Genomic DNA, 21,262 nt, shown 5'->3' with positions numbered 1-21,262 from the left:
CCTCGCCGCGCTGCGCGCGCTCGGCGACGCCGGCGTGGCGGTGCCGCGTCCCCGGCCGCGCTTCGGCCACGGCGCCGAGGTGGTGCTGCCCGGCCCGGCCGGGCCGCTGACGGTGCTCGGCTGCTACCACCCCTCGCAGCAGAACACCTTCACGGGCCGGCTCACCGAGCCCATGATCGACGAGGTGCTGGGCCGGGCGGCCCGCTTGTAGGGTCGCCCGCGCGCCCCGGTATCCCAATCGGCAGAGGAAGCGGCCTTAAAAGTCGCGCAGTGTGGGTTCGAGCCCCACCCGGGGCACCCGCCGGCGCCGGCTGACCTGACCGAGAGCGATTGACTCCGTCAACCAGTCCCTGACCTGCGGGTTCTCCGCGTCACAGCCGCGCAACGATCGGGAACACCCACGCGCTCCCGTCCGTTCTGCGGGTACGACGTCTCGGTACGATCCGGACGTAGGACGGCGCCAACTCGGGCGGCCGTCACGGCATCCAAGGAGGACGCTGTGCAGAGCAACAACCCCGCCTTCACCCGCGCCGAGGGGTTCAACGGGCGTGGGAGCACCGTGAGCGACCCGTCGACGTGGCGCACCGGCGCCCCCGGCCAGTCGTACGGCCAGTCGTACGGCTACGACTCGTCGCCGGCCTACGGCCAGGGCGGTCACGACCCCTACGGCGCCGGCTCCGGCACCGTCGACCAGGGCCGCATGACGATCGACAGCGTGGTCCAGAAGACCGCCATCACGATCGGCACGGTCTTCGTGGTCGCGGCTGCCACGTGGTTCCTCACCGGTGACGTCAGCACCGAGAACCTCCCGCTGCTCGGCACGCTGAGCCTGGTCGGCTCGCTCGGCGGCTTCGCGCTGGCGATGGTCAACTCCTTCAAGAAGGTCGTCAGCCCGCCGCTGGTGCTGGCGTACGCCGCGCTGCAGGGCGTCTTCATCGGCGCCTTCTCGAAGGTCGTCGAGGCGCAGTTCGTGCAGTCCGGCGAGAGCAGCCTGGTGCTGCAGGCCGTGCTCGGCACCTTCGCCGCCGCGGCCGGCACCCTGGCGGCCTACAAGTTCTTCGACATCAAGGTCACCGACCGGATGCGTCGCATCGGCATGGGCCTGGCGCTCGGCCTCATGGGCGTGCTGCTGCTCAACCTCGTGCTGAGCTTCTTCGGTGCCGACTTCGGTGTCGCGGGCTTCGGCACGATGGGGCTGATCTTCTCGGTGATCGGGCTCGCGGCCGGTGTGTTCTTCCTGATCCTCGACTTCGACTTCGTCGAGCAGGGCGTCGCCGCCGGTCTGCCGGAGCGCGAGTCGTGGCGTGCGGCCTTCGGCCTGACCGTCACCCTGATCTGGATCTACATCAACCTGCTGCGCCTGCTGGCCATCCTGCGCGGCCAGGACTGACGCACCCTCAGGACGCCCCGGTCGGAGTCTCGGCCGGGGCGTCCTGCGCGCCCGGGTGCTGCGACTCGGGGTCCTGCGCCTCGGGGGTGTCGGAGGCCCCTCCGGGCTGCACCCGGCGACGCATCAGGGTCACCCAGCGCCCACCGACGCCGCGCTTCGCGCCGCCCACCTCGGTGCCGTCGACCTCGGTGCCGACGTTGGCGCTGGCCTGCACGGCCGCGTAGCCGATCGGCATGACCGCCTCGCCGCGGTGCGGGCGGGGGAGGTCCTCGTCGTCGGCGCGCAGGCCCACGGCTGCGAGCACCGACGGCACCATGACCCGGGCGAGCGCCTCGTAGCCCTCGGCGGAGGGGTGGAAGCGGTCGGGCCCGAAGAGCCGGGCCGGCGCGGCGTCGAACTCGGGGCCCAGGACGGAGGCCAGCGAGACGGTGCGGCCGTCGGCCTCGACGACCGCGATCGTCTGCGCGGCGGCGAGCCGGCGCGACCACAGTCGTGCGACCTGGCGAAGCGGCGGGGGCAACGGCCGGATGGTGCCGAGGTCGGGGCAGGTGCCGACGACGACCTGCACGTCGGCCTCGCGCAGTCGGCGCACGGCCTCGGAGAGGTGGCGCACGGAGGTCGCGGGCAGCACGCCGTGGGTGACGTCGTTGGCGCCGATGAGGAGCACGGCCACGTCGGGCTCGCCGACCAGGGCCTGGGTCACCTGGGCCTCGAGGTGGCTCGACTGCGCGCCCACGACGGCGTACTCGCGCAGGTGGACGCGGCGGTCGGCCCGGTCGGCGACCAGCGAGCCGAGCCAGGCGCCGGGGGTCTCCTCGACGGTGCGCACGCCGTAGCCGGCGGCGCTGGAGTCGCCCAGCAGCGCCAGCCGCAGCGACGGGCCCGGTCGGCCGCGGCCGTACCACCCCGTGGCGTCGGGGACCCGGTCGTCGGTGCGGCCGATCACGCGCCGCGCGATGCGTGCCTCGAGGCGCAGCAGGCCGTAGGTCGAGGCTCCGGCGAGCCCCAGCCCCCCGCCCCCGTACGCCGCGGCGGCGGCGAGCTTGCGTGCTGCGGCTGCCTTCCCCACGCGCGGATCCTACGGGGCGGTCGCCTCAGCTCCGCAGCAGTGCGGTGGCCAGGATGATCGGGTGGTCGTTGATCCGCTGGTCCTTGGGCCACTTGTCGCGGGCGAAGGCGGTGAACGTGACGTCGTCGGCCGTGGCGAAGATCCAGTCGATCGACCAGAAGCGGGGGATCGGCGCACAGGTGCCGCTGGTGTTGCGCGACGCGTTCGGCACGACCATGAGCCCGTCCTTCGTCAGCGGGCAGTAGGCCGGCTGGTCGTCGTTGAAGTCGCCGAGCAGGAAGACCGGGCGGCCGGTGGCGCGCAGCTCCTGCACCTTGGCCTTCTCGATCGCGACGGCCTTGGCGCGGTGCGCGGCGTGGTCGCCGCGGCCCCCGCCGCTGGCCGGGTTGTGCACGTTGACGAACCACGAGGTCCTGCCCGTGGCCTTCTCGCGCAGGTGCAGCGCCGGCATCGCGCGGAGGTTGCCGTAGAAGTACGGCACCCCGAAGGTGTGGCCGGAGACCATCTCCATCGTCGACCTGCGGTAGATGATCGCGTTGTCGGTGTCGCGCTTGGGCCCGGGCGGGTCGAAGTGGAAGATGCCCCAGGTCTTGTCGTAGCCCTGCGAGGCGAAGTAGTCGGCCTGCTCGCTGTGCATCTCCTGCAGCCCGGCCACGTCGACGCCACGGTCGTCGAGCAGCTGCATCGCACGCTTGAACCGCGACGGGTACGTCGCGTAGACCTTGCTGTTCTTGGTGTGCTTGGCGCCGAGGATGTTGAACGAGGCGACCGTGAAGCCCGGGGCGTCGTTCGGGGCGCCCACGCCCGGCGCCGGCGTCACCACGGGCGGCGGGTCGAGCGGGGTGCCGACGTTGCGGGCGAGCCACGTGGTCGGGTTGACGGTGCCCTTGGCGGTCTGCACCTTGAACTGCAGCACGCACGAGCGGGCGCTGGGCCGCTTGCTCAGGGTGCCGAGCGACTTGCCCGAGGCCACCACGTCGCCGGTCTTGACGCTGGTGCGCGACAGGTAGGCGTTGCCAACCCAGGTGCCGGGCGTGGCGGTCTGCACCCGCACGACGTAGCGCGTCGCGCCGCTGATCTTGCGGGTGAGGACCTTGGCGGTGCCGGGCACCGCGCTCCGCACCGTCGCCCCGCACGGCGCGGAGATGTCGGTGAAGCCGCGCTTCGAGGTGTAGTTGCGCTTGTCGACGACCTTGGCGCTGCCCGCGAGCGGGTAGGCCACCTCGGGGGAGGTGGTGCGCCTGTCCTTGGGGTCGTCGGCCGAGGCCGCGCCGGGCGTCAGGGACACGGCCGACAGGGCCAGGCCGAGGCCCAGGGTGGCGGTCAGGAGGCGCCGTGCGGGCCGTCGTGCTGAAGTCATGGGTGCGACGTGACTCTCTGTGGGGGGCTGGTGCGGGGGTGACCAGGAGGGAGTTGTGGGAAGTATGCACCTTTTGGATGTGCCGGACGTGGCAGATGTGAAAATAGTGCTGACACGCCGCGAGCGGTAGTTGCTGCACCTGCACTTCTGTGCAGGCGCGCTCCGAGGCAGTGCTCACGACCGCGCTCGGCGTGGCTAGGTTGAGCCCATGAAGTACGCCAACTCCCTGCTCGAGCTCATCGGAGACACCCCGCTGGTCAGGCTCGAACGCACCGCGGGCACCACCTCCGCCCTGGTGCTCGCCAAGGTCGAGTACCTGAACCCGGGTGGCTCGGTGAAGGACCGCATCGCCATCAAGATGGTCGACGCCGCGGAGGCCAGCGGCGAGCTGCGCCCCGGCGGCACCATCGTCGAGCCGACCTCCGGCAACACCGGCGTGGGCCTCGCGCTGGTCGCGCAGCAGCGCGGCTACCACTGCGTGTTCGTCTGCCCCGACAAGGTCAGCGAGGACAAGCGCAACGTGCTCAAGGCCTACGGTGCCGAGGTGGTGGTCTGCCCGACCGCCGTGCCGCCCGAGCACCCGGACAGCTACTACTCCGTCTCCGACCGCCTCGTGGGCGAGATCGAGGGCGCCTGGAAGCCCAACCAGTACGCCAACCCCAACAACCCGGCGTCGCACTACGAGCAGACCGGCCCCGAGATCTGGGCGCAGACCGAGGGCCGCATCACGCACTTCGTCACCGGCATGGGCACCGGCGGCACCATCAGCGGCGTCGGTCGCTACCTCAAGGAGCAGGACCCGACGGTGCAGGTGGTCGGCGCCGACCCCGCCGGCTCGGTCTACTCCGGCGGCACCGGGCGGCCCTACCTCGTCGAGGGCGTGGGCGAGGACTTCTGGCCCGACACCTACGACCGCAGCGTCGCCGACCGCGTCATCGAGGTCTCCGACGGCGACTCCTTCGCCATGGCGCGGCGGCTGGCCCGCGAGGAGGGCCTGCTGGTCGGCGGCTCCTCCGGCATGGCGGCCCACGCGGCCGTGCAGCTGGCGCACGAGCTCGACGCCGAGGGTGTGGAGGACGCCGTCATCGTGGTGCTGCTGCCTGACAGCGGCCGGGGCTACCTCACCAAGGTCTTCAGCGACGAGTGGCTCGCCCGCTACGGCTTCCTCTCCGAGCAGGGCGGCGGCCGCACCGTCGGGGAGGTGCTGCGGGCCAAGAAGGGCGACATCCCCGCGCTGGTGCACACCCACCCCACCGAGACCATCGCCGAGGCCGTGCAGATCCTCCAGGAGTACGCCGTCTCCCAGATGCCCGTGGTCCGCGCGGAGCCGCCGGTGATGGCGGCGGAGGTCGCGGGCTCGGTCTCCGAGCGACGCCTGCTCGACGCGCTCTACACCGGCCGGGCGCGCCTCGCCGACCAGGTCGAGGACCACATGGACGAGGCGCTGCCGACCATGGGGGCCGGCACCGCGGTCTCCGAGGCGGTCGCCGCGCTCGCCGACGCGGACGCGGTGCTGGTGCAGGAGGACGGCAAGCCGATCGGCGTGCTGACCCGCCAGGACCTGCTCGGTTTCGTCTCGGAGCACTGACCGCCGACCGAACCGGCGCAAACCGGACAGGGGTGGCGTACCCTGGTCACACGCCCCGGCGGGACGGTCAGCCTGTCTCGGTTCAGGCCCCTCCACGTCCGGCTCGCAGGGACGTCAGGGTGGTGGGGTGGCACTCCCAAGGTCGCCCCACCATCCGCCCGCAGGTCACGAGCGCGAGATGTCGACCCACTCGTCGCCGATCAGTGTCGGCACGGCCGTGCCGCCGGTGAGCTCGGCGACGATCTCCTCGACGACGGGACGTGAGCTGGGCGGCACCGCGAAGCGCAGCGACGCCTCCCCGGTGTACTCGACGCCGAGCACCCGAGCGCCCCGGGCCCGCAGGTCGTGCTCCAGCCGGCCGACCTCGGTGAAGTCGACCGTGACCTCGCACAGGTCGTGGCGCACCCGCTCGACCAGCCCGGCCTGCTCGAGGCCGGCGCGGGCCGCGGCGGCGTACGCGCGGGCCAGGCCGCCGGTGCCGAGCAGCGTGCCGCCGAACCAGCGGCTGACCACCACGACGACGTCGCTGAGCCCGGAGCCCTGCAGCAGCTGGAGCACCGGGGCGCCTGCCGTGCCGGCCGGCTCGCCGCCGTCGTGTGCCTGCGTGCTCGCACCCTCCGCGCCGAGGACGGCGGCGAAGCAGTGGTGCCGGGCGTCCCAGTGCTCGCGTCGCACCTGCTCCACGACCCCACGCACCTCGGACTCGTCGGAGACCCGGGCGACCCGGGCGGCGAAGCGCGAGCGCTCGACCTCCAGCTCGGCGGCGCCGTCCCCGGCGACGGTGAGGTACGACGCGAGCACGGGCATGGGCAGATCATCGCGGCCACCGCGCCGCCGGGACCAACGCGCGGGCGTGGTGGACTAGGCAGATGGGTGCTCCCGGCCGCCGTGTGGTCTCGCTGCTGCCCTCCACCACCGAGATCCTCTTCGCGGTCGGCGCGGGCGAGCAGGTCGTGGGCGTCACCTTCGAGTGCGACCACCCGGCGGAGGCCCGCGAGCGCCGGATCGTCTCGACCAGCGCCATGCCCGAGGGGCTCGCGCCGGCCGACATCGACGGCTTCGTCGCGAAGGCCCTCGCGGCCGGGGAGGACCTCTACCACCTCGACGCCGGGGCGCTGGGCGGGCTCGACGCCGACCTCGTGCTGACCCAGGACCTGTGCGCCGTGTGCGCGGTCGACGTGTCGGTGGTCGACGACGCCCTCGCGCACCTCGGCTGCCGGGCCGAGGTGCTCACCGTCGACCCGCACACGCTCGACGAGGTGGTCGCCTCGATCGGCACCATCGGTCGTGCCGTCGGCCGCGGGGCCGAGGCCGACGCGCTCGCGGCCGACCTGCGCCGTCGGCTCGCCGCCGCGTGGGGTCGTTCGCTCACCCGCAGGCAGCAGCCCCGGATGCTCGTGCTCGAGTGGACCGACCCACCCTTCGCACCCGGCCACTGGGTGCCGGAGATGGTCGAGCTGGCGGGTGCCGTCAACGTCCTGGGCACGGCGGGACAGAAGTCCGAGCGCACGACCTGGGAGGCCGTGCGCGACTCGGCGCCCGACATCGTGGTGTGCGCCCCGTGCGGCTTCGACCTGCCGGCCTCCGTCGGGCTGGCCGAGGAGCTGCTGGCCGCCGACCGGCTGCCCGAGGACGTCGCGGTGTGGGCCGTCGACGCCAACGCCTCCTTCGCCCGCCCCGGCCCGCGGCTGGTCGACGGTGTCGAGGCGCTGGCCGCGGTGGCCGCGGGACAGGGCCCCGACCCGGCCATCGCCCGGCGGGTGCGCTGAGCCGTCGGGTCAGGCGCGCATGGCCCGCGCCAGCGCGGCGTTGAGCGCCCGCACCCGCTCGGCGGGGATCTTGAGCACCTCCCGGTCCCAGGTCCAGAGCCCGTTGTCCTCGTCCTCGACGTCGCTGAGCTGGGTGTAGACGGCCGCGGCCAGTCCGGCCCGGGCCTGGTCGGTCATCGCCGTCACCAGCTCGGCGTACGCCTCGGTGAGCGCCTCGGCGTCGTCGAGCCGGCGGTAGCCGAACTCGTGGCGGCTCCACACGTGGCCGGGCACCCGCAGGCTGTAGCCGCCGTACTCGGACAGCACCACGGGTCGACGACCGGCGCGACCCCGCTGCGGCGTCGGCATGGTGAACGGGTGCAGGTAGGAGTGGAAGCTGCGCAGGTCGCCGCCGCCCTGGTCGACCCAGCCGCTGGCCTGCATCACGAGCCGGCTCGGGTCGCGCCGGCGCATCCGCCGGGCGACGGCGTTGGCGCGGAACTGGCCCCACCCCTCGTTGAACGGGGTCCAGACGACGACGCTCGGCGACGAGACCAGCAGGTCGACGGTGGCGTCGACCTCGCCCAGGAACTCCTTGCGGCCCGCCCGGTCGCTGCGCCCGTAGAGGCGGTAGAGCCGGTCGGGGATGCGCGGCCCGCCGCGGGCCCGGTGCTGGGTGAGCGACGGCTGGCGGCCGCCGCCGTTGACGACGTCCTGCCACACCAGCAGGCCGAGCCGGTCGCAGTGGTGGTACCACCGCAGCGGCTCGACCTTGGCGTGCTTGCGCAGCATGGTGAAGCCGAGCGCCTTGACCCGCTCGAGCTCGGCGACGACCGCCGCGTCGCTCGGCGGGGTGAGCAGCGACTCGGGCCAGTAGCCCTGGTCGAGCAGCCCCACGTGCGGCTGGGGCTCGCCGTTGAGCAGCAGCCGACGGTGCCCGGCGGGGGAGGTGCCGACGCCGACCGAGCGCATCCCGGCGTACGACGTCACCCGGTCGTCGCCCAGGCCCACCTCGACGTCGTGCAGGAACGGGTCGTCGGGCGACCAGCGACGCGCCCCCGGCAGCGGCAGCACGGCGGTGCGTCCCGGACGGACGTCGTCGCGTGCCAACACGTGGCCGTCGGCGCGCACCGTCACGCTGGCCCGGGCGGCCGCGGGGCCGGGTCCGCCGGGCACCACGGTGACGCGCAGGGTGCCGGCCTCGAGGTCGGGCACGAGCCGCAGCTCGGCGACGTACGTCGCGGGAACCGCCTCGAGCCACACGGTCTGCCAGATGCCGGACTGCGCGGTGTACCAGATGTTGCCGCGGTCGAGGCGCTGCTTGCCTCGTGCGCTGACGCCCGTCTCCGAGGCGTCGCGCACGCGGACCACGAGCTCGTGCGCGTCGCGGCTGTCGTCGAGGGCGTCGGTGACGTCGAGGGTGAAGGGCAGGAACCCGCCGACGTGCTCGCCGACCTCGGTGCCGTCGACCCAGACGGTGCACCGCTGGTCGACCCCGCCGAGGTGGAGCAGCACCCGGCCGCCGGCCGGTGCCTCCGGCGGGGTGAGGTGCCGGCGGTACCAGAGCCACTCGTGGGGCTGCAGCTGGCGACCCGAGCCGGAGAGCCGGGTCTCGGGGGAGAACGGCACCACGACCGGCCCGTCCCAGGTCGCCGGCGGGGCGTCGCTCTCGGTGAAGGCGTGCTCCCAGGTGCCGTTGAGGCTCACCCAGGGAGTACGCCGCTGCAGCTGCGGCCGCGGGTGCTCGGGCAGCGGCCGGTCGAGGTCGACGTCGCGGCCCCAGCGCGTGATCACTCCGCGGAGCCTAGTCGCTCAGTCGGTGGTCTCCACGTCGCCGCGCACGCGCACGGTGAGGGCGGCGACCTGGTCGACGGTCCAGCCGTCGCCGAAGGCGGCGACCTGGCCGAAGCTGCGCGTGGTGGCCCAGAAGCACTGCGTCGGGGTGGCGCCGGACGGGTCGCTCACGCAGGCGCCCTCCGCGTCGTCGCCGGCGGGCTCGCGGGAGGCCTCGAGGTCGTTGCCCTCGGCCTGGGTGATCAGGCGGTCGATGAGGCGAGCGGGGTCGATCTCCTCGCGCGTCTCGGCCCCGATCACGGTGACTGTGCCGGCGGGACCGTTGGAGGCGTCGGTGTTGGTGTAGACGGCGCCCTCGGAGCGGGCCACCGTCGCCAGCTCCTCCAGCTGGGCAGCACCGGCCTGCAGGCCCTCGGCGTTGGCCTGCTCGCTGCCGGTGTCGCGCTGCATCCCGGCCACCGTCGAGGGCATCGAGATGGTGCGCTGCGGCTCGTCGGTCAGCACGGTGAAGGCGAGGAAGCCGGCGCCGCCGACGAGGGCGAGCACGACGACGACGGCGACGACGCGGATCCACGGCTTCTGGTGGGTCACGGCGTCGCTGCTGGAGAATCCCTGGCTGTCTTCGGGCATCCGGCCAGTCTGCCCCAGGAGCACGACGACCCCCGCATCGTGCGGGGGTCGTCTGGCTCACACGGTGCGCGACCGGCTCAGCCCCGCGGCACCGGCACGCCGGTGTTGGCGTGGCAGCGGTAGCCGAAGGGGTTCTTCGCGAGGTACTGCTGGTGCGGGTCCTCGGCGTAGTAGTACGGCGTCTCGGCGGCCGGCCGGACCTCCGTGGTGATGTGGCCGAAGCCGCGCTCGTCGAGCACGCCCTGGTAGCGCTCGGTCACCAGCCGGGCCACCTGCTCCTGCTCAGGGGTCGCGTAGTAGATCGCCGAGCGGTACTGGGTGCCGACGTCGTTGCCCTGGCGCATGCCCTGGGTGGGGTCGTGCACCTCGTAGAACGTGGCGACGAGGTCGGCGTACGAGACCTTCGCGGGGTCGAAGACGACCCGCACGGCCTCGGTGTGGCCGGTGCGGCCGGTGCAGACCTCCTCGTAGGAGGGGTGCGGGGTGTGGCCGCCGGCGTAGCCGACCGACGTCGACCAGACGCCGGGCACCTGCCAGAAGACCTCCTCGGCGCCCCAGAAGCAGCCCAGGCCGAAGAGCGCGACCTCGAGCCCGTCGGGCACCTCGTCGGTGAGCACCGGGGCGTCGAGGACCTTGTGCTTCTCGGCCAGCGGGAACCAGCGCTCCTCGCGGCCGCGCAGGGCCTCGTCGGCGGACGGGAGGGTGGTCTTGGTGCGGCTGAACAGCATGGGGGTCCTTCCTCTGGACGTCGCCTGCACAACGTCGTTCCCGCTGCGGATGTTCCGATGCCGGGGCCGCCCGTCGGGCCCGGGCCGACGAGTAGCCTCGCCGGGGTGACCCAGGAGCAGTCCGGGCAGCAGCCCGGCCCCGAGAAGACCAAGGGCGGCTTCGAGACGCGTGCGATCCACGCCGGCTACGAGCCCGACCCGACCACCGGTGCGGTGATCCCGCCCATCTTCGCCACCTCGACCTACAAGCAGGACGGCGTCGGTGGCCTGCGCGGCGGCTACGAGTACAGCCGGTCCGGCAACCCGACCCGTGACGCCCTCGAGCGCACCCTCGCCGCGCTCGAGGACGGCGAGCGAGGCTTCGCCTTCGCCTCCGGCCTCGCCGCCGAGGACACCCTGCTGCACGCGACCTGCGTGCCGGGCGACCACGTGGTGATCCCTGACGACGCCTACGGCGGCACCTTCCGCCTCGTCGACAAGGTCGCCACCCGTTGGGGGCTGACGTACGACGCCGCACCCGTCAGCGACGTCGACGCCGTCCGGGCCGCGATCCGACCGGGGGTGACCAAGCTGGTGTGGGTCGAGACGCCCACCAACCCGCTGCTCAACGTCGGCGACGTCGAGGCCCTGGCGGCCGTCGCCCACGAGGCCGGGGCCCTGCTCGTCGTCGACAACACCTTCGCCTCGTCCTACCTGCAGCAGCCGCTGGTGCTCGGCGCCGACGTCGTCGTGCACTCGACGACGAAGTACGCCGGCGGCCACTCCGACGTGGTGGGTGGTGCCCTCGTCGTCCGTGACCACGACCTCGCCGAGGCGATCGCCTTCCACCACAACGCCATCGGTGCCGTGGCGGGCCCCTTCGACAGCTGGCTGGTGCTCCGCGGGCTCAAGACCCTGGGCCTGCGCATGGAGCGGCACTGCGACAACGCCGAGCTGGTCGTCGGCTTCCTGGCCGACCACCCGGCCGTGAGCGAGGTGGTCTACCCGGGGCTCGCGTCCCACCCGGGCCACGAGGTCGCCGCGCGCCAGATGCGTCGCTTCGGCGGCATGGTCTCCTTCCGCGTCGCCGGCGGCGAGGGGCAGGCGCTCGCCGTGTGCGAGCGGGCGCGGGTCTTCACGCTGGGCGAGTCGCTCGGCGGCGTGGAGTCGCTGATCGAGCACCCGGGCCGGATGACGCACGCGAGCGTGTCCGGCACGGCCCTGGAGGTGCCCGCCGACCTGGTGCGGCTCTCGGTCGGCATCGAGACGGCCGACGACCTGCTGGCCGACCTCGACCAGGCCCTCGGCGGCACGAGCGCGGGCTCCTGAGGTGGTCGATCCCGACGTCCGCTTCTCGCTGGCCAACGAGCGCACCCTGCTGGCCTACCAGCGCACGGCGGTGGGGCTGCTCGCCGCCGCCGTCGCGGTCGCGCACTTCCTGACCGGGGCGATCGCGGTGGTCCTGGCCGGGGCCTTCTCCGCGACCGCCGTGGTGGCGGTGGTCGGCGGCTACGTCAACTACCGCCGCACCGACCGCGCGATCGAGCGGGGCGAGCGGATGCCACGCAGCCCCGTGGTGCACCTGCTGACCCTGGCGCTCCTCGTCTGCGTGGCGGTGGTGGCGGTCTACCTGGCCACCGCGTGAGCGCGACGGGTGGCCGCGCGCTCCGCGTCGACCTCGCCGGCGGCCTCGCCCGGGGGCTGTCCGGGGTGGGGGGAGGCACGCCTACGCTGGAGCGGTGGTGACGCGACGAGGGCTGCCCTCGCGCCTGCGAGGGCGATCCGGCCGCGAGGCGCGCGAGGAGCAGCGCGCGCGCCGTCAGGAGCGCGAGGCGCTCGAGACGCTCGAGCTGCGCGCACGCATCGAGCAGCGCTGGGCCGAGTCGCGCGACGCCCGCCGGGCGGCCGCCCCCGACATCCGCTCGGGCGACTCCAACTTCCGCCGCGCCCAGGTGCCGTACGGCGTCGACCTCGCAGCCGCCTGGGGCTGGCGCCTCCTCGTCATCGGCGCGGCCGGTCTCGCGGTCCTCTACCTGCTGCAGCTCTTCATGGTCGTGGTGCTGCCGCTGGTCATCGCGCTGCTGCTGGCCGCGCTGGTCTCGCCCGCGGCCCGCTGGCTCGACCGGCTCGGGCTGCCGCGCCCGGCCTCCGCGCTCGTGGTCGTCGTGGTGCTGCTGGCGGTGCTGTCGCTGCTCGTGACCTTCGTCAGCAGCTCGATCGTCGACGGGGCCAGCGACCTCAACCGGCAGGTCGGCAGCGGCCTCGGGCAGATCCGCGACTGGCTGCGCGACGGCCCGCTCCAGGTCACCGACTCGCAGATCTCGATGGCGCTCTCGGAGGGGCAGCGCCAGCTGCAGGACCTCGGCGAGGAGGCCGCGCGGCGGCTCGGCGAGGTCGGCACGGCGCTCGGCCACGTCGTGGCGGGGATCTTCATCGGGCTCTTCGCCACCTACTTCTTCCTCGCCGACGGTGGTCGCATCTGGGCCTGGGTGGTGCGGCTGTTCCCGCGCGCCGGCCGTGAGCAGGCCGACTCCTCGGGCCGGGTCGCGTGGGCGTCGCTGACCCAGTTCGTGCGGGCGACGGTCATCGTGGCCGCGGTCGACGCCGCCGGCATCGCGCTCGGCGCCGCCATCCTCGGCGTGCCGTTCGTCGGGGCCATCGCCGTGCTGGTCTTCCTCGGCGCCTTCGTGCCACTCGTCGGCGCGACCGTCAGCGGGGCCGTGGCGGTGCTCGTCGCGCTCGTGGCCCAGGGGCCGGTGACGGCGGGCCTGATGCTGCTGGTCGTCGTGCTGGTGCAGCAGGTCGAGGCCCACGTGCTGCAGCCCTTCCTGATGGGCCGCTTCGTCTCGGTGCACCCGCTCGGCGTCATCGTCGCCATCGCCATGGGCGTGCTCGTCGCCGGTATCGTCGGCGCCCTCGTCGCCGTGCCACTGGCCGCCTCGGTCAACGCCGTGGTGCACCACCTCTCGGGCAGCAGCCGTCCGGAGGGGCAGGGCGGGGGCCAGGACCCGGGGCAGGGGGCCGAGCTGGGGGAGGAGCCCACATGAGCGCAGGAGCGACCGACCGCACGACCGACCGCACCACCGGCCGCACGACCGTGACCGTCGCCGACGTCGAGGCCGCCCGCGAGACGGTGTCGCGGCTCGCGCTGACCACGCCGATGGAGGGCTCGCGCTGGCTGCAGCAGGTGGTCGGCGGCGAGGTGCGGCTGAAGTGCGAGAACCTCCAGCGCACCGGCTCGTTCAAGATCCGCGGCGCCTACCTGCGGCTGTCGCGGCTGAGCCCCGAGGAGCGCTCCCGCGGGGTGGTCGCCGCCTCCGCGGGCAACCACGCCCAGGGCGTCGCGCTGGCGGCCAAGGAGCTCGGCATGCGCGCCACCGTCTTCATGCCCGAGGGCGCTCCCATCCCCAAGGCCAACGCCACCCGCGGCTACGGCGCCGAGGTGCGCTTCCACGGTCAGTACCTCACCCAGGCGCTCGAGGCCGCGCAGCAGTTCTCGGCCGAGACCGGGGCGGTCTTCATCCACCCCTTCGACCACCCCGACATCGTCACCGGGCAGGGCACCTGCGGCCTCGAGATCCTCGAGCAGGCGCCGCAGGCCCGCACCGTGCTCGTGCCGACCGGCGGAGGCGGGCTGCTCGCGGGGGTCGCGCTGGCGATCAAGGCGCACCGGCCCGACGTGCGGGTGGTCGGCGTGCAGGCCGAGGAGGCGGCGGCGTACCCCGCCTCGCTCCGGGCCGGCACGCCGGTGGCGCTCGAGACCATGACGACGATGGCCGACGGCATCGCGGTCGCCCGGCCCGGCGACCTGCCCTTCGCCGCCATCCAGCAGTTCGTCGACGAGGTCGTGACCGTCTCCGAGGACTCGCTCTCGCGCGCGCTGGTGCTGCTGCTCGAGCGCGCCAAGATGGTCGTCGAGCCGTCGGGGGCCGCCGCCGTGGCCGCCGTGCTCGACGACCCGCAGGCCTTCGAGACGCCCGCCGTGGCGGTGCTCTCGGGCGGCAACGTCGACCCGCTGCTGCTCGGCAACCTGATCCGCCACGGCATGGCCGCGGGCGGGCGCTACCTGCAGATCGGGTGCGTCATCCCCGACCGGCCGGGTGGCCTCGCCCGGCTGCTGGCCGAGCTGGCCGAGCAGCGCGCCAACGTGCTCGAGGTCGCCCACGAGCGCACCTCGAACGCCCTCGGGCTGGGGGAGGTGCAGGTGCGCCTGCAGCTGGAGACGCGCAGCCAGGAGCACGCCGAGGCGGTGCTCCAGCGGCTGCGCGAGCTCGGGTTCCGGGTCGTCGACTGAGCGCGGCCCGGTCCGGGCTCAGCCGGCGTACGGCGTGGCCTCCAGGATCTCGGCGTCCTGCGACTTGCCGTTGGGCAGCTCGTAGCTGACGGTGTCGCCGACCGACCTGCCGTTGATCGCCTGGCCGAGCGGCGACTGCGGCGAGTAGACGGTGACGTCGTCGCCGGCCATCTCGCGGGCGCCGAAGAGGAACTCCTGCTCGAGGTCGACGCCGAGCAGCAGCACCTTGACCTTCATGCCGGGCTCGACGACGCCGTCGTCGGCCGGGGTCTCGCCGACCTGGGCGCGCTGCAGCATGTCGGTGAGCTGCTGGATCCGTCCGTCGACCTTGCCGAGCTCGTCGCGCGCGGCGTGGTAGCCGGCGTTCTCCTTGAGGTCGCCCTCGTCGCGGGCGTCGCTCACGCGCTTGACGATCTCGGCGCGGGTGGTGGTCTTGAGCGTCTCGAGCTCGGCCTGGAGCTCGTCGTACTTGCTCTGCGTCAGCCAGACGGTGCCGGTGGTGGTCTCGGTCATCGGGCGCTCCTGCGGAATCGGATGTGCTCGGGGAAAGGTCGTGCCCCGGAGCCGCGGCGCCGGGGCAAGTGGACGAGGATACCGCGAGCCGGGGCCGGCCCACGAATCCCGCCGCAGGTCAGCGCGGTCGCGGCTGGTCGGGGGTCGAGCAGCCGACGTTCTCGACGTTGGTCGCCTCGCGCTCGGTGCGGACCTCGACGCTCAGCCGCCGCGGCCCGGTGAGGCCCGTCACCGGGAAGCTCTGCTCGCCCACGACGCTGCTGTCGGCGGCGGTCGCCCGCACCAGGCAGGAGGCCTCGACCGACGGGTCGGACAGCTGCACGGTCACGGTGGCGGTCGCGAGCCGCGGGTCGACCACCTCGTAGCCGTCGAGCCGCGACTGCGCCTGCGGCGAGGCCGCCGCCCACGTCACCCACGCGAGCCACCCCAGCGCCACCACGGCCAGCACGCCGGAGGCGACCACGACGCGGCGTCGGCGCACGCTGCGGCGGTTGCGGCCGTAGCGCTCGTCGAGCGCCTGCTGCCGGAGGCCGTCGGGGGAGGTGCTCACCTGCTGCATCCTCCCACGCGGTCGAGGGACCCGGCCCCCTCCCTACGATGGGCCCATGCTGCGCCTGATGCACGTGCACGCCCACCCCGACGACGAGTCGAGCAAGGGTGCGGCGTCGACGGTGAAGTACGTCCGCGAGGGCGTCGACGTGCACGTCGTGACGTGCACCGGCGGTGAGCGCGGCTCCATCCTCAACCCCAAGATGGAGCGCCCCGACGTCCTGGAGAACATCACCGAGATCCGGCGCGCCGAGATGGACGCCGCCCGCGAGATCCTCGGCGTGACCCAGGAGTGGCTGGGCTTCGTCGACTCCGGCTGGCCCGAGGGCGACCCCAAGCCGCCGCTTCCGGAGGGGTGCTTCGGCCTGGTCGACCCCGAGGTGGCCGCGGAGCCGCTGGTGCGGCTGATCCGCTCGGTGCGGCCGCACGTGCTGACGACGTACGACGAGAACGGCGGCTACCCGCACCCCGACCACATCATGTGCCACAAGGTCTCGGTGGTGGCGTTCGAGGCCGCCGGCGACCCCGACCGCTTCCCCGACGCGGGCGAGCCGTGGCAGCCGCTGAAGCTCTACTACCAGCACGGCTTCAACCGCCCGCGCAGCCTGGCCATCCACGAGGCGATGCTCGCCGAGGGCCTCGAGTCGCCCTTCGAGGAGCGGCTCAAGGAGTGGAAGGAGGACCCCGAGCACGACGCGCGGATCACCACCCGGGTGCCGTGCGGGGAGTACTTCGAGGTCCGCGACCGCGCCCTGATCGCGCACGCCACCCAGATCGACCCCGACGGCTTCTTCTTCAAGGCGCCGCTCGCGCTGCAGCAGCGGGTGTGGCCGACCGAGGAGTTCGAGCTGGTGACCTCCCACGTGCCGACCGAGGTGCCCGAGGACGACCTCTTCGCGGGCGTGCGGGAGCTCTCCGACGACGAGCGCGAGGCCGCCGGACGGCGCCAGGGAGCGCACTGAGGCGCGTGCGACCATGAGAGGCATGGACCTCCTGCTTCTCGCTGTCACGGCGGCCGACCCCGTGCCCGACGCCGAGGACGTCAAGGCCGGTTGGCTGGCCTTCTGGATCTTCGTGGCGCTCGCCGTCGCCACGGGGCTGCTGCTGTGGAGCCTTACCCGCCAGCTGCGCAAGACCCGGGCCAATGCGGAGCGCGGCGTCTTCGACCCCTCCGACCCGCCCAAGCCCGGCCGCCGTCCGATCCCGCCGCGCGAGGAGCCCGAGCACCGCTCCTGACCCGTGACCACGGTCACCAGGAGTGAGTCGTGATCGATGGGGCACTCCCTACGTTGTAAGCATCCGCCGACGGAAGGATCGATCATGGGGCTCGCTGACAAGGCCAAGAACACCGCTGAGGACCTCAAGGGCAAGGCCAAGGAGGCCCTGGGCGACGCCAAGGGCGACGACCAGCTCAAGGCCGAGGGCAAGGCCGACCAGACGAAGTCGTCGGCGAAGCAGGCCGGCGAGAACGTCAAGGACGCCTTCAAGTCCTGACGCACTGACTTCGAGGGCCCCGTCCGCGCACCGCGGGCGGGGTCCTCGCGCGTCCGCTGGGTACCCTGGCCTCGGTGTGCCGGGAAGTCTGGTCGGCGAGTCCTGCCAGCCTGCCCCGAGGAGCCCCGTGTCATCGTCCGCCCGCACCGTCTTCGCCCGTGGCTCGTGGCCCGAGGCCCGCCGGATCGCCGCCGTGCTGCGCAGCGAGACCCTCGGCGGTGGTCTGCTCATCGCTGCCGCGCTGCTCGCCCTGGTCGCGGCCAACGTCGCGGGTGGCGAGTGGTACACCGCCCTCCGCGACACCCGGGTCGGGCCCGAGGCGCTGCACCTCGACCTGAGCCTCGGCACCTGGGCCGCCGACGGCCTGCTGGCCGTCTTCTTCTTCGTCGTCGGGCTCGAGCTCAAGCGCGAGTTCGTCGCCGGCGACCTGCGCAACCCCTCGCGGGCCGCCCTTCCTATTGCCGCGGCGGTGGGCGGCATGGCGGTGCCGGCCGCGCTGTTCGTGCTGGTCAACCTCGGCACGGGAGACGGTGCACTGCGGGGCTGGGCGATCCCGACCGCCACTGACATCGCCTTCGCCCTCGCCGTGCTCGCGGTGATCGCCAACCACCTTCCGACGGCCCTGCGCACATTCCTGCTCACGCTGGCCGTGGTCGACGACCTGCTCGCCGTCACGATCATCGCGGTCTTCTACACCGCCGACCTGCAGCTGCTCTTCCTGGCCGCCGCGCTCGTGCCCCTCGGGGTGTTCGCGCTGCTGGTGCAGCGCCGGGTGCGCTCGCCCTGGCTGCTCGTCCCGCTGGCCCTGGTCACCTGGGCGCTGGTGCACGAGTCGGGCGTGCACGCCACGGTCGCCGGCGTGCTGCTCGGCTTCACCGTCCCCGTCGTGCGCAGCGCGGCCGCCGGTGGCCCCGACGCCGGCCCCGGCCTCGCCGAGCACTTCGAGCACCTCGTCCGGCCGCTGTCGGCGGGCTTCTGCGTGCCGGTCTTCGCCTTCTTCGCCGCCGGCGTCACCATCGGTGGCTTTAGCGGCCTGGCGTCGTCGTTGGCCGACCCGGTCGCGCTCGGCATCGTCGCCGGCCTCGTGCTCGGCAAGCCGATCGGGATCCTGGGCACGACCTGGCTGGTGGCGCGCTTCTCCCGCGCCTCGCTCGACCCGGGGCTCCGCTGGGTCGACGTGCTCGGGGTGTCGATGCTCGCCGGGATCGGCTTCACCGTCTCGCTGCTCATCGGCGACCTCGCCTACGGCGCCGGCAGCGAGCGCGACGACCACGTCAAGGTCGCGATCCTCACCGCCTCGCTCCTGGCGGCACTCCTCGCCTCGGTGCTGCTCAGCATGCGCGAGCGCGCCTACCGCCGCATCCACGCCGAGGAGCAGCTCGACGCCGACGCCGACGGCGTGCCCGACGTCTACCAGCGCGACTAGGTGACGTCGTTCAGCGAGGTCGGACCCGACGACCTCGACGACCTGGTGCTGTTGTTCGACCGCCACCGGGCCACCCGCCGCTGCTGGTGCACGACGTTCTGCCTGTCGGGCCGCGACTTCGCGGTCGGCTGGGTGGTGGGGCGCAACCGTCGCCGGCTCGCCGAGACGGCCGAGGCCTCCGCGGCCCCTGTCGGCATCGTCGCCCGGATCGACAGTCGCCCCGTGGCGTGGGCCGCGTGCGGTCCGCGAGGCCGCTACACGACGGCGATCGCCGGTCGGAGCGCGCTGCTCCAGCACACCGACCGCGCCGAGGACGACGACGTGTGGCTGCTGCCCTGCGTGTTCGTCGACGCCGCCCACCGAGGCACTGGGTTGGTCGGGGCGCTCGTGCACGAGGTGGTCGACGTGGCGCGACGCCACGGAGCACGTGCCGTAGAGGCGTGGCCATCCACGGCCGGCCCGCGCTCAGACGCCACCGACTTCGTCGGTCGTGCCTCGACCTTCGCTGCGGCCGGTTTCGTCACCGTGGCGGAGCCGGAGCCCGGTCGGCGGCTCGTGCGCCGGGAGCTGTGACCGCCTCAGCGGCCGGTCAGCTTGTCGCGCAGCCGGGTGCCGCGACGGTCGGCCAAACCGCGCAGCGCGGTGTCGAGGTCGGTGGCGACCACCGCGTCGTCGACGACCTCGCGGCGCAGGAACCCCGCGTCGGCCAGCCCCGCCACGGCGTCGAGGAACGGCGTCCACAGCCCGCCCAGGTCGAGGAACGCCACCGGGTCGTCGTTGAGCCCCACCTGACGCCAGCTCCACACCTCGACGATCTCCTCCAGCGTGCCGAGCCCGCCCGGCAGCGCCAGGAACGCGTCGGCCAGCTCGGCCATCATCGCCTTGCGCTCGTGCATCGTCTCGACGACGTGCAGCTCGGTCAGGTCGTCGCGCCCCCACTCCCGCTCGAGCATCGAGCGCGGGATCACCCCGAGCACCTCACCGCCCGCGTCCAGAGCACCCTGCGACACCTCCCGCATCAGCCCGTGACCGCCCCCGCCGTACACCAGGCCCAGGCCACGCTCCGCCAGCCCCCGCCCCACGTCGTACGCCGCTCGTCCGAGGCCCGGGTCGGCACCCGGGCTGGAGGCACAGAACACCGCGACCCGTCGGATGGCTCCACTCACCCGCTGGAGTCTAGGAGCGCCGGGCCAGCAGCAGGATGATCGCGTTGGGGACGGCGGCGAGCAAGAATCCGAGCACCCTGAGTGCAACGGTGTCGGCCGTGAAGAACAGCGTCAGACCGACCAGACCCAGCGCGAGGGTCACCAGTGCGACGCGGGCTGAGATCCCGGAGCCGATGCGCGCGGCCCAGTCGTTCGTCGACCGGCTCGCCGGGGCCGTTCCTGCTGGTGCTGGGTGCTCCTCGCGGTAGGCACGGAACGCCTTGTCGAGCTGGTGGAAGCTGTCGGACGACTCGCCCACCCAGACGTGCTCGACCGACCCGTCGAGCATGTCGAGCCGCAGGGTGCGTCGCGGACGCGACAGCGACGGCGTGGTCAGCGATACCGCCGCCACGTCGTCGAAGCGGTAGTCCTGCTCGATGGTGCCGACGGTCCGCTCCCGGTCGTGCGACACGATGCTGAGCCGGTCGCGGCGCAGCCGCACCTCGCCCGGGACCGACTGCCACCCGACGTACAACGCACCTGGCCTGCTGAACACGCGGCTAGCGTGCCGTCTCCTGGCGACTCCTGCCTGCGGAACGCCGCACCACGTCGAGCTGCGGCTGACCACGGTCGTGGCTCCGGTCGTGGAGCGGGCTGGGGTGCGCGGCTACCGCGACCTCGACTCCTGGCCGGGTGGCATAGCTGGGGCCCCGGGACTACGTAGCCACGGGGCTCGATGGGGCCGTCGGCGATGTCCGACCTCGCCCACGAACGGCTCCGGCCGGGGCTGGACCACCTGGTTCTGCACGCCGGCACCCGTGACGGGTCGACGCCCTTGTCGCGGTGGCACGGGAGCGAGCACGCCGCTCCCTGAGGTGCGAGCGCAGCGAGCCCCCGCTCCCTGAGGTGCGAGCGGAGCGAGCCTCGAAGGGGCGGCGCCGGGCGTGCCGGTGGCCCGGCCACCGGGTGGGTGGCCGGGCCAGCGGGGCTCAGCGGCTGAGGGGAGCGCGGCTGTGGGGGATGACGACGTAGGTGTGTCCGGTGGGGCTGGTCCAGGTGTAGCTGCCGTCGCGCTGGCGTCGGTAGGTCCAGTCGTGGTGGGTCTTGGCGTTGTGGTGGCGCCGGCAGAGCGGGGCGAGGTTCGATGCTCGTGTCTGGCCCGGTGGTCCGCCGTCGTCGGGTGGTTCGTAGGGGTCGATGTGGTCGAGGTCGCAGGCCCTCGAGTCGCGTCGGCAGCCGGGGAAGGCGCAGTGGGCGTCGCGGAGGACGACCTGCTCGTGCATCAGCGGTGGCGGGTCGTGGGTGTCGACGGCCGCGTCACTGTCGAGCGCGATGGGTCGCAGCGTGACGACGGGGGCGTCGATGCCGTGACGGGTCAGCCAGGACTGGACCCCGGTGGTCGAGGAGGTTGCGCAGCAACTGCCTCGAGACCCCCCGGCCGTGACCTCCCTGACCCGCACGCGGCCGCCGTGAGCGGCGCGCCTGCGGATCCAGGCGGCGAGCTGTGGGGCAGAGACGGCGCCGCGGGTCTCCTCGGCGAAGGTGCCGTGCTCGG

23 protein-coding genes, 1 tRNA gene and 1 pseudogene are annotated in these 21,262 nt (G+C 73.4%); 14 read left to right on the top strand and 11 right to left on the bottom strand.

Annotated features, from left to right (window positions below):
• The 3 genes and pseudogenes from ACYU8I_RS18070 to ACYU8I_RS18060 form a co-directional block, all read left to right on the top strand.
• Nucleotides 1-211, top strand: a pseudogene (locus tag ACYU8I_RS18070) (uracil-DNA glycosylase); the annotation flags it as partial.
• A gap of 12 nt (nt 212-223) precedes the next feature.
• Nucleotides 224-297 (top strand) — tRNA-Leu (locus ACYU8I_RS18065).
• 202 nt (nt 298-499) lie between these two features.
• Nucleotides 500-1,390, top strand: a complete 891-nt coding sequence (locus ACYU8I_RS18060) for a Bax inhibitor-1/YccA family protein (RefSeq protein ID WP_460843556.1) — start codon at nt 500-502, stop codon at nt 1,388-1,390.
• 7 nt (nt 1,391-1,397) lie between these two features.
• Here ACYU8I_RS18060 and ACYU8I_RS18055 read toward each other — a convergent pair whose 3' ends face one another.
• Both ACYU8I_RS18055 and ACYU8I_RS18050 read right to left on the bottom strand, forming a co-directional pair.
• The gene (locus ACYU8I_RS18055) at nt 1,398-2,459 is read right to left on the bottom strand and encodes an SGNH/GDSL hydrolase family protein (RefSeq protein WP_460843554.1); all 1,062 of its coding nucleotides are present in this window, start codon (nt 2,457-2,459) and stop codon (nt 1,398-1,400) included.
• Between the two features lie 25 nt (nt 2,460-2,484).
• On the bottom strand, nt 2,485-3,819 hold the full coding sequence (locus ACYU8I_RS18050) for an endonuclease/exonuclease/phosphatase family protein (RefSeq protein WP_460843552.1): 1,335 nt from the start codon (nt 3,817-3,819) through the stop codon (nt 2,485-2,487).
• 208 nt (nt 3,820-4,027) lie between these two features.
• Between ACYU8I_RS18050 and ACYU8I_RS18045 the strand changes: the two genes are divergently transcribed.
• Nucleotides 4,028-5,407 (top strand): cystathionine beta-synthase, encoded by a 1,380-nt coding sequence (locus ACYU8I_RS18045; RefSeq protein WP_460843551.1) that lies wholly within the window; start codon nt 4,028-4,030, stop codon nt 5,405-5,407.
• Nucleotides 5,408-5,572: 165 nt separating this feature from the next.
• On the opposite strand, the gene ACYU8I_RS18040 is transcribed toward ACYU8I_RS18045, so the two are convergent.
• A complete protein-coding gene (locus ACYU8I_RS18040) occupies nt 5,573-6,214 on the bottom strand; it encodes an IMPACT family protein (RefSeq protein ID WP_460843549.1) in 642 nt (213 codons plus the stop codon).
• Nucleotides 6,215-6,276: 62 nt separating this feature from the next.
• Here ACYU8I_RS18040 and ACYU8I_RS18035 point away from each other — a divergent pair, with 62 nt between their 5' ends.
• Nucleotides 6,277-7,176 carry an ABC transporter substrate-binding protein gene (locus ACYU8I_RS18035; RefSeq protein ID WP_460843547.1) on the top strand — a complete coding sequence of 300 codons (900 nt, stop codon included), beginning with the start codon at nt 6,277-6,279 and terminating at the stop codon, nt 7,174-7,176.
• Nucleotides 7,177-7,185: 9 nt separating this feature from the next.
• Here the strand turns inward: ACYU8I_RS18035 and ACYU8I_RS18030 are convergent, their stop codons facing one another.
• From ACYU8I_RS18030 to msrA, 3 genes are all read right to left on the bottom strand, one after another.
• On the bottom strand, nt 7,186-8,949 hold the full coding sequence (locus ACYU8I_RS18030; RefSeq protein WP_460843545.1) for a glycoside hydrolase family 2 protein: 1,764 nt from the start codon (nt 8,947-8,949) through the stop codon (nt 7,186-7,188).
• 18 nt (nt 8,950-8,967) lie between these two features.
• On the bottom strand, nt 8,968-9,579 hold the full coding sequence (locus ACYU8I_RS18025; protein ID WP_460843542.1) for a hypothetical protein: 612 nt from the start codon (nt 9,577-9,579) through the stop codon (nt 8,968-8,970).
• 77 nt (nt 9,580-9,656) lie between these two features.
• A complete protein-coding gene (gene msrA / locus ACYU8I_RS18020; RefSeq protein ID WP_460843540.1) occupies nt 9,657-10,307 on the bottom strand; it encodes a peptide-methionine (S)-S-oxide reductase MsrA in 651 nt (216 codons plus the stop codon).
• A 105-nt stretch (nt 10,308-10,412) separates the two neighbouring features.
• Between msrA and ACYU8I_RS18015 the strand changes: the two genes are divergently transcribed.
• From ACYU8I_RS18015 to ilvA, 4 genes are all read left to right on the top strand, one after another.
• Nucleotides 10,413-11,615 carry a cystathionine gamma-synthase gene (locus ACYU8I_RS18015; protein ID WP_460843538.1) on the top strand — a complete coding sequence of 401 codons (1,203 nt, stop codon included), beginning with the start codon at nt 10,413-10,415 and terminating at the stop codon, nt 11,613-11,615.
• A 1-nt stretch (nt 11,616) separates the two neighbouring features.
• On the top strand, nt 11,617-11,931 hold the full coding sequence (locus ACYU8I_RS18010) for a DUF202 domain-containing protein (protein ID WP_460843536.1): 315 nt from the start codon (nt 11,617-11,619) through the stop codon (nt 11,929-11,931).
• 94 nt (nt 11,932-12,025) lie between these two features.
• Complete coding sequence (locus ACYU8I_RS18005; RefSeq protein WP_460843535.1) at nt 12,026-13,333, top strand: AI-2E family transporter; 1,308 nt, start codon at nt 12,026-12,028, stop codon at nt 13,331-13,333.
• The gene (ilvA, locus tag ACYU8I_RS18000; protein WP_460843532.1) at nt 13,330-14,580 is read left to right on the top strand and encodes a threonine ammonia-lyase; all 1,251 of its coding nucleotides are present in this window, start codon (nt 13,330-13,332) and stop codon (nt 14,578-14,580) included. Before ACYU8I_RS18005 ends, ilvA begins: the two co-directional genes overlap by 4 nt.
• Before the next feature lie 18 nt (nt 14,581-14,598).
• On the opposite strand, the gene greA is transcribed toward ilvA, so the two are convergent.
• The gene (gene greA, locus ACYU8I_RS17995) at nt 14,599-15,093 is read right to left on the bottom strand and encodes a transcription elongation factor GreA (RefSeq protein ID WP_460843530.1); all 495 of its coding nucleotides are present in this window, start codon (nt 15,091-15,093) and stop codon (nt 14,599-14,601) included.
• A 118-nt stretch (nt 15,094-15,211) separates the two neighbouring features.
• Nucleotides 15,212-15,643: a DUF4307 domain-containing protein gene (locus tag ACYU8I_RS17990; RefSeq protein WP_460843528.1), complete on the bottom strand. Its 432-nt coding sequence runs from the start codon at nt 15,641-15,643 to the stop codon at nt 15,212-15,214.
• A 55-nt stretch (nt 15,644-15,698) separates the two neighbouring features.
• Between ACYU8I_RS17990 and mca the strand changes: the two genes are divergently transcribed.
• The 5 genes from mca (at nt 15,699) to ACYU8I_RS17965 (ending at nt 19,135) form a co-directional block, all read left to right on the top strand.
• A complete protein-coding gene (mca, locus tag ACYU8I_RS17985) occupies nt 15,699-16,604 on the top strand; it encodes a mycothiol conjugate amidase Mca (RefSeq protein ID WP_460843526.1) in 906 nt (301 codons plus the stop codon).
• 22 nt (nt 16,605-16,626) lie between these two features.
• On the top strand, nt 16,627-16,878 hold the full coding sequence (locus ACYU8I_RS17980; protein WP_460843524.1) for a hypothetical protein: 252 nt from the start codon (nt 16,627-16,629) through the stop codon (nt 16,876-16,878).
• Nucleotides 16,879-16,962: 84 nt separating this feature from the next.
• Nucleotides 16,963-17,136, top strand: coding sequence for a CsbD family protein (locus tag ACYU8I_RS17975; protein ID WP_460843522.1), 174 nt, complete (start codon nt 16,963-16,965; stop codon nt 17,134-17,136).
• A 127-nt stretch (nt 17,137-17,263) separates the two neighbouring features.
• Entirely contained in the window at nt 17,264-18,562 is a 1,299-nt protein-coding gene (gene nhaA / locus ACYU8I_RS17970) for a Na+/H+ antiporter NhaA (RefSeq protein ID WP_460843521.1), read from the top strand.
• A complete protein-coding gene (locus tag ACYU8I_RS17965) occupies nt 18,563-19,135 on the top strand; it encodes a GNAT family N-acetyltransferase (RefSeq protein ID WP_460843519.1) in 573 nt (190 codons plus the stop codon).
• A 5-nt stretch (nt 19,136-19,140) separates the two neighbouring features.
• Here ACYU8I_RS17965 and ACYU8I_RS17960 read toward each other — a convergent pair whose 3' ends face one another.
• The 3 genes from ACYU8I_RS17960 to ACYU8I_RS17950 all read right to left on the bottom strand — a co-directional run.
• Nucleotides 19,141-19,728 carry an LOG family protein gene (locus ACYU8I_RS17960; RefSeq protein ID WP_460843518.1) on the bottom strand — a complete coding sequence of 196 codons (588 nt, stop codon included), beginning with the start codon at nt 19,726-19,728 and terminating at the stop codon, nt 19,141-19,143.
• Between the two features lie 10 nt (nt 19,729-19,738).
• The gene (locus tag ACYU8I_RS17955) at nt 19,739-20,263 is read right to left on the bottom strand and encodes a hypothetical protein (RefSeq protein WP_460843517.1); all 525 of its coding nucleotides are present in this window, start codon (nt 20,261-20,263) and stop codon (nt 19,739-19,741) included.
• A gap of 433 nt (nt 20,264-20,696) precedes the next feature.
• On the bottom strand, nt 20,697-21,262 hold a 566-nt coding region (locus tag ACYU8I_RS17950), incomplete at its 5' end, for an HNH endonuclease signature motif containing protein (RefSeq protein ID WP_460843515.1).

Source organism: Nocardioides marmoraquaticus (genome assembly GCF_054777915.1).
This window is presented reverse-complemented; position numbering and strand designations above follow the sequence as displayed.